Annotated in this window: 7 protein-coding genes and 1 tRNA gene; 6 read left to right on the top strand and 2 right to left on the bottom strand. The window is 57.2% G+C overall.

Translation table 11 applies throughout. The features are described 5' to 3' along the window. The first annotated feature begins 94 nt into the window (after window positions 1-94). From AC1D35_RS18575 to AC1D35_RS18565, 3 genes are all read left to right on the top strand, one after another. Window positions 95-171: transfer RNA gene (locus tag AC1D35_RS18575), tRNA-Met, on the top strand. Between the two features lie 572 nt (window positions 172-743). After that, on the top strand, window positions 744-986 hold the full coding sequence (locus AC1D35_RS18570; protein ID WP_113296744.1) for a glycine zipper 2TM domain-containing protein: 243 nt from the start codon (window positions 744-746) through the stop codon (window positions 984-986). Between the two features lie 17 nt (window positions 987-1,003). Then, the gene (locus tag AC1D35_RS18565) at window positions 1,004-1,357 is read left to right on the top strand and encodes an EF-hand domain-containing protein (RefSeq protein WP_113296745.1); all 354 of its coding nucleotides are present in this window, start codon (window positions 1,004-1,006) and stop codon (window positions 1,355-1,357) included. 154 nt (window positions 1,358-1,511) lie between these two features. Here the strand turns inward: AC1D35_RS18565 and AC1D35_RS18560 are convergent, their stop codons facing one another. Continuing rightward, the gene (locus tag AC1D35_RS18560) at window positions 1,512-2,510 is read right to left on the bottom strand and encodes an ABC transporter permease (RefSeq protein ID WP_477939426.1); all 999 of its coding nucleotides are present in this window, start codon (window positions 2,508-2,510) and stop codon (window positions 1,512-1,514) included. Between the two features lie 40 nt (window positions 2,511-2,550). Further along, the gene (locus AC1D35_RS18555) at window positions 2,551-3,291 is read right to left on the bottom strand and encodes a sugar ABC transporter ATP-binding protein (RefSeq protein ID WP_113308313.1); all 741 of its coding nucleotides are present in this window, start codon (window positions 3,289-3,291) and stop codon (window positions 2,551-2,553) included. 257 nt (window positions 3,292-3,548) lie between these two features. Between AC1D35_RS18555 and AC1D35_RS18550 the strand changes: the two genes are divergently transcribed. From AC1D35_RS18550 to AC1D35_RS18540, 3 genes are all read left to right on the top strand, one after another. After that, window positions 3,549-4,529 (top strand): NAD-dependent epimerase/dehydratase family protein, encoded by a 981-nt coding sequence (locus AC1D35_RS18550; protein ID WP_477939424.1) that lies wholly within the window; start codon window positions 3,549-3,551, stop codon window positions 4,527-4,529. 48 nt (window positions 4,530-4,577) lie between these two features. Further along, window positions 4,578-5,564, top strand: a complete 987-nt coding sequence (locus AC1D35_RS18545; RefSeq protein ID WP_113296749.1) for a substrate-binding domain-containing protein — start codon at window positions 4,578-4,580, stop codon at window positions 5,562-5,564. A 192-nt stretch (window positions 5,565-5,756) separates the two neighbouring features. Then, window positions 5,757-6,539 (top strand): FadR/GntR family transcriptional regulator, encoded by a 783-nt coding sequence (locus tag AC1D35_RS18540; protein WP_477939422.1) that lies wholly within the window; start codon window positions 5,757-5,759, stop codon window positions 6,537-6,539. Window positions 6,540-6,920 lie beyond the last annotated feature (381 nt).

The raw sequence follows: 6,920 nt of genomic DNA, 5'->3' as shown, positions 1-6,920 counted from the left end.
GCGTAGACGCGACAAATCCCAAAGGGATTTGCGCAAATCGGTATTTTGCCTCAGGCAAAAACCTGGACGGACGACGCTAGCGTCGACTGGATAACGCGGGGTGGAGCAGCCCGGTAGCTCGTCAGGCTCATAACCTGAAGGCCGCAGGTTCAAATCCTGCCCCCGCAACCAATCTTCCATATCGACCTAACAATCAAAAAGCCCGCATGGTAAAACCTGCGGGCCTTTCGACGTTCTAGCGCAGGGCAAAACGCATCGTCAGCGGCCGGTAAAAAGGCAAAACCCGACGAATCGGGACAGATGCTCGCCACCGACATAAGGAGCGGGCAAAAGGTCGATCTGCCGTAAAAACCGGTGACCGAACTAAAAGCCTAACCGAGCGTAGATCGGTTTGGCGAGCCGTTGCGCCGGCCTCACGATTAGGGCGGACCGACGATCGCTTAAAGGAGGGGACCGTATCCGGTCCGGGATGCGCTGAACGAGCGATCTATTTTCGCCTCGGCAGGACATCAGCGGTGGAGATAAGTGCAGGTGTTGTCTTCAATCGGTCGCGGTGGTAGTATTCTGTAGTATCGTTGCAGCTTTGGCGCGCGCTTTGTATGTTTCGTCTGTGAGTTGCCTCTGATCAGCAGAGAATCTCTCGCGCGTGAGAGACTTACTCAGAAGCTTGCTTTCAACCACCGCCGCTCAACGGTGCCTCCGCCTGTTTGTCTCAAACGTGCACGGATATACTGGAGGGAAAAATGAACACGTACACGATAAGTCTCACTCTCTTAGGCTGCCTTGCCTTGTCTGGCTGCCAATCTGCTTCGACGTCCCAAGGAGGACGCAGTAACGAGTTCGGCTGCATCGCCGGTACGGTCGGCGGCGCGGTCGTCGGCGGATTGCTTGGCGCGACCATTGGCTCAGGGACCGGACAGCTCTGGGCTGTTGGCGGCGGCGCCACGCTGGGCGCTGCGGGTGGCAGTGCGTTGACATGTCATTGACGCGAAAGGTCGGAATTATGAAAAGAGTAGTCCTGCTGACGGGGTTCGTTTTCTTTACCGCMATTGCGGCCGATGCGCAGAATCAACCGATAGCTATGAACCAGGGCCAAATGGACCGGCTCGATCGTGACAAGAATGGAGCGGTCGACCGATCTGAATATCAAGCCTTCATGACGTCGGCCTTCGCTGGTCTGGACAAGAACAAGGACGGCAGCCTGAACTCTGACGAAGTTGCCCAAGTTCTGACTGTCCAACAATTCTCCGCCACCGACGCCAACGGTGACGGCAAGGTCAGCCAGAGCGAGTTCCTGAATAGGGTGATGGCGGACTTCAAGGCTGCCGACCGCGGCGGCGACGGGAGCCTGCAGTAACAAAAGCGGCCCAAGCGCCAAAGCAAGTGTGTTCCACTCGCCTCTATGCGGTAACGACGGCCAGCTGCGTTCGTCCGGCAGGCTTCATTGAGGCGGCCCGCACATAGTTCATCATGCCGGTCTCGTGAGGCTCGAGGGTGTGGGACAGGGTTGCCTACTCATCGCGTCGCAGGTTGCGAATTCGGTCGAAGAGGACGGCAAGCACAATTGCGCCACCGATAAAACTACCTTGCCAGAACGCGTTGATGCCGAGCAAACCAAGACTGTTCCGGATAATCTCGATGAGTGCGGCGCCGATCAACGCACCAAAGGCGGTGCYGACACCGCCAGCCAGGTTGGCGCCGCCGATAACCGCGGCGGCAATGACCTGAAGTTCCATCCCGGCGCCGATATTTGTGGTGACAGCGCCGAGCCAGCCGGTTTGAATGATACCGGCAACCCCCGCCGACAGGGCAGAAATCATATATACGATAACCTTGATCCTCGGCACGGGAACGCCCGTGAGAGTCGCGGCGTGCTCATTGCCGCCGATGGCAAAGACATAGCGGCCGAACTTGGTCCAGCGCAGCACGAAACCAGTAATGAGTGCCAACACGACCATGTAAAGCACTGGGTTGGCGATGCCAAAAAACCAGGCGCCACCGCCCAGCGCTAGTAGCTTGTCGTGATCGGGCCCGAACTCGAAAACGACGGTGTTGTTGGATGCGACCATCGCAAGGCTACGCGCAATCGACAGCATCCCGAGCGTGACGACGAAAGGCGGGAAGCCAAGATAGGCAATCAATACGCCGTTGAAAGCTCCGACCAAGAGAGCAGTACCGATCGAAGCGGCGATACCGACTTCAATGCTGTATCCCGCGTGCATGACGACCGCCAGCACCATGCTGCACAGGCACAGCACGGAGCCAACGGACAGGTCGATGCCGCCGGTGATAATGACCAGCGTCATGCCCAGCGCGATAATTGCGACGAAGGTGACGTTGCGGGTGATGTTGTAGATGTTCTTCGCTGTCGCAAAGGAGTCCGTCGCCATCGACAGAAAAATGCAGGCGAGAATGACCGCAATCAGAACCCAGAATGTCTGGCCGCCCAAGACTGCTGCAAGCCAGCTCCGTTGCTTCTGTCCGATCGTCTGGTCAAGTGTAATCGCCATCGTCGACCTTCTTCGTTTTTGTTGCAACGGATAGCATCGATCACACCTGTTCGATGGCGCCGGTAATAAGCCCCGTCACTTCCTCCGGCGAACTTGCCGCAATCTGCTTGTCAGCGACCTTCCTGCCCCGCCGCATCACGATCACGCGGTCGGCAACCGAAAAGACGTCGGGCATGCGGTGGCTGATCAGGACAACGACGATACCGCGGTCACGCAACTGACGGATCAGATTGAGAACCTCAGCGACCTGACGCACGGAAATGGCTGCCGTCGGCTCGTCCATCAAGACGATTTTCGCTTCCGACAGCATGGTGCGGGCGATCGCTACCGCTTGCCGCTGGCCCCCTGACATTTGCTTGACGAGATCGCGCGGTCGCGTTTCGGATTTGAGTTCGCGGAAAATCTCTCCGGCGCGCTTGTACATGGTCTTGTAGTCGAGGATGCGAAGAGGCCATATGCCGCGGCGCAATTCTCGTCCGAGGAACACATTTGCTGCCGCCGTAAGATTGTTGCAGAGCGCCAGATCCTGATGAACGATCTCGATGCCATGCTGGCGTGCCTCCTTCGGCCGATGAAGCACGAGATCGGCGCCGTCGAGGCGCATGGTTCCATGGCTCGGTCGAAAGTTGCCGGCGATCATCTTCACCAATGTGGATTTGCCAGCGCCGTTATCGCCCATGAGGCCGACCACTTGCCCAGCTTCGAGTGAAAACGAAACATCGTTGACGGCCTGGATGGCGCCGAAATGTTTGGAAATATTGGTGAGTTCAAGAACCGCCACCAGCCTCCGGCCTCCCAAAACCTGCAGCTATCCGTCGCTCCGAACCCGGCTTGTTTTCGACGCGCGGCTCCAGCGAATTCGCTTTTCCAACGTCCTCCCAGGAAAAGCGATTGTGAGCATTTACGCAAAACCCTGCGACAGCGTCAACAGATTGTCCGAGGTATTGGGTCTATTGTCGCAAAAATCTGTTTTGTCAGACAAATATCATTTGACGCGGGCAGCGCCTGAATATTAGCTTTCAGTGGGGGAGAGAGAGCATGCTAATCCTTGTTACCGGTGCGACGGGCAAGGTCGGGCGGCACTTCATTGCTGGGCTGCTTGACGATCCGAGGTTTTCCAAAGCCCGTATTCGCGCGCTTTGTCATAATCGTTTGTGCGATGAAACCGACCGTGTCGCCGTCATCCGCGGCTYGATCGCCGACCGCGATGTTGTGGCAGCGGCGCTMCATGACGTCACCCATGTCGTGCATCTCGCCACATGCAAGGAAACGCCTGAAGACATCATGGACGTTACCGTCAAAGGTCTCTTTTGGCTGCTTGAGGAGTTCCGCGCGAGCGTCACGGCACGCCAGTTCATCCTGATCGGCGGCGATGCGGGCATAGGGCATTTCCACTATCGCCACAATGGGCCGATCACCGAGAACGCTCCTCATTGTGCCTATCCAGGAAGCTACGCGCTCTCCAAGGTCCTGGAAGAGGTCATGCTGGAGCAGTTCGGCATTCAGTACGGCCTCAATGGTTGTTGTCTGCGCGCGCCCTGGATCATGGAAAAGGATGATTTTAAATATACGCTTTCTTTTGGTGACGACGTGTTTGGCGGTCCAGACTGGAAGACACTCGTTCCGGAGGAAGCGGCGCGGCGTTATGCGGCCATGGGGACGGTGCCGCTGTTGCTCGATGCCGACGGGCGTCCGCTGAAACGCAATTTCGTGCATGTCGATGACCTGGTGTCTGCAATATTGGCGGCAATCGACAACCCCCGGGCCGAGCGCCAACTCTTCAATATCTGCATGGATCGACCCGTCGATTATGCTGAAGTTGCCGCCTACCTGTCGCGCACGCGCAATCTCGGCTCTGTCGAGATACCAAGCCGGTTCCATTCCAATTGGATGGACAACAGCAAGGCGAAATACCTTCTGGGTTGGCGGCCAAACTATAATCTCGAAATGCTTATCGACTCGGCATGGCAATACGAGCGTTCGGAGGAGGAGCCTCGTATCGTTTGGTATCCGGGTTGATGTCGTGTGGCGGGCACGTGGTGCCCGTCTGTTTCAAGGGAGGAAACTATGAGGAAGGCATTATTACTTACAGCCGCAGTCTTAGCACTAACCGCCGGGCAGGCCCTGGCCAAGAAGCAACTCGTCATCGTCGTCAAGGGCCTCGACAATCCGTTCTTCGAAGCAATCAACCAGGGTTGCCAGAAATGGAACAAGGAGAACCCCACTGCGGAATACGAGTGCTTCTACACCGGTCCGGCATCGACATCCGATGAAGCCGGCGAAGCACAGATTGTTCAGGATATGTTGGGCAAGGCAGACACGGCGGCAATCGCAATTTCGCCGTCGAATGCAAAGCTCATCGCCCAGACCCTGAAGACAGCCAATCCGACGGTTCCGGTGATGACGCTCGATGCCGATCTTGCAGCCGAGGATGCCGCGCTGCGCAAGACCTATCTCGGGACCGACAACTATCTGATGGGCGCACGCATCGGCGAATACATCAAGAAGGCCAAGCCGAGTGGCGGTAAGATCTGCACTATCGAAGGCAATCCGGGAGCGGACAATATTCTGCGCCGCGCGCAGGGTATGCGAGACACGCTCACCGGCCAGAAAGGTCTGACCGCGCTGAAAGGCGAGGGCGGCTGGACGGAAGTCGCAGGCTGCCCGGTATTTACCAATGACGACGGTGCCAAGGGCGTGCAGGCAATGACCGATATCCTTGCGGCCAATACCGACCTGGATGCATTCGGCATTATGGGTGGCTGGCCTTTGTTCGGCGCGCCGCAACCCTATCGCGATCTGTTCAAGCCGATGGCCGACAAGATCGCCAGCAACGATTTCGTCATTGGTGCCGCCGACACGATCGGCGACGAGGTCGCTATTGCGAAGGAAGGCCTGGTGACTGCGCTCGTCGGCCAACGGCCATTCGAGATGGGCTACAAGGCACCTTCGGTGATGATGGATCTGATTGCCGGCAAGCCGGTTGAAGATCCTGTTTTCACCGGGCTCGATGAGTGCACGAAGGACACAGTCGATACCTGCATTCAAAAGTAGGCTCGCGGTTTGGCGCACCTGATACAAGGGTGCGCCGACTGCCTCCACGAGACGGATCGAAAGATCTGCAGGGCTTGACGCGACCTAGATTCCGCGCTTTCTGGCGGGGTCAATCGCAGGCGACTTCCTCGTTATTACGATTGTTTTGATGGTACGTGCAGACAATCGAAGAATGCTGAGGCAGTAGAAAAGATGCCTGACAAAAAATCGGGAAAGCTGACGGCTCCGGCCGAGGTGGTGACGGTTGACCGTTCGGCCACCGCAAGGCGCCCAAATGCTCCCCGCATGACCGGGGCGAGTGTTCATGTGTCTTTGGCAGGCGAGATCGGCCTGCGAATCGTGCGCGGCGACTATCCGCCGGGCACGATCCTGCCGAATGAGGCAAAGTGGTCGGAAGTCTTCGAAGTCAGCCGATCGGCGGTGCGCGAAGCGATCAAGATGCTGATGGCAAAAGGCCTGCTGTCTTCCCGCCCGAAAATCGGTAGTTGGGTCGAACCCAAGGAACGTTGGAACCTGCTGGATCGGGATGTATTGGGCTGGTATGCCGCATCTCCCGATCGTGAATCGTTTCTGAGGGCCGTGCAGGAACTCAGGCATATGATCGAGCCGGAGGCGACAGCACTTGCTGCCGAGCGCCGAACGGAGGAGCAGATGAGCGCGATCAGTCAGGCCCTGCATGACATGGATCAGGCGACATCACTCCAGCAGCGCACAGAATCCRATGCGCGATTTCACATCGCAATCTTGCGCGCCTCCGGAAATGATCTGTTGGTGCCGCTCGGCGTCTTGATCGAATCGGCTCTGAACCAGCTCTTCGCCCATGTCACCCGGGAGGAAGACAATTTGCAATATGCGCTGAAACTTCATGAAAATATTGAGAAAAGCATCCGATTGCAGCGACCTAACATGGCGCGCAACGCAGTCCGTAAGGTGCTGGCAAATACCGACCAAATCATAGCGCGGTGGTCACGATAGAAGTTGCATTTTGCCGGCCGAGGAAGCGGCCGCCAGTTCCGCTGGCGTATCTTCGCCAGCGAATAGCGCAAAGCCCGCATTAGAAGCCAAAAGGTAGGCCGGCCAAAGCGGACTTCTTTGTTGGCAGCAGAGCGATGATTTAGCACCCGGCGCAGAGGCGCGCGGCTGCTTTTGCAAAATTTCCGGATGCCTAGGCAGCAATGGGCCATGAGATTCTGGTGGCGTTTCCAGTGAGCTGGAGGTTACTTCAAACACAGCCAAGCTTCTACAAGCATAGATAGCTGATGTTCTTGTCGCCTGCCAGCTGTGAAGAATGCATCCCACCGCTAAGCCATAAGCATAGTGCGCCAATCCTTGTCGGGATATTCGAGCCTAGTCTAT

Source organism: Rhizobium sp. P1_E6 (assembly GCF_056405875.1).
Note: the sequence above shows the minus strand (reverse complement) of the source record. Positions and strands in the feature narration are given on the sequence as shown.

Bases quoted from the DNA above. Each gene is read 5' to 3' on its own strand.
- AC1D35_RS18545 (WP_113296749.1), top strand. From the start codon at position 4,578: ATGAGGAAGGCATTATTACTTACAGCCGCAGTCTTAGCACTAACCGCC.
- AC1D35_RS18570 (WP_113296744.1), top strand. From the start codon at position 744: ATGAACACGTACACGATAAGTCTCACTCTCTTAGGCTGCCTTGCCTTG.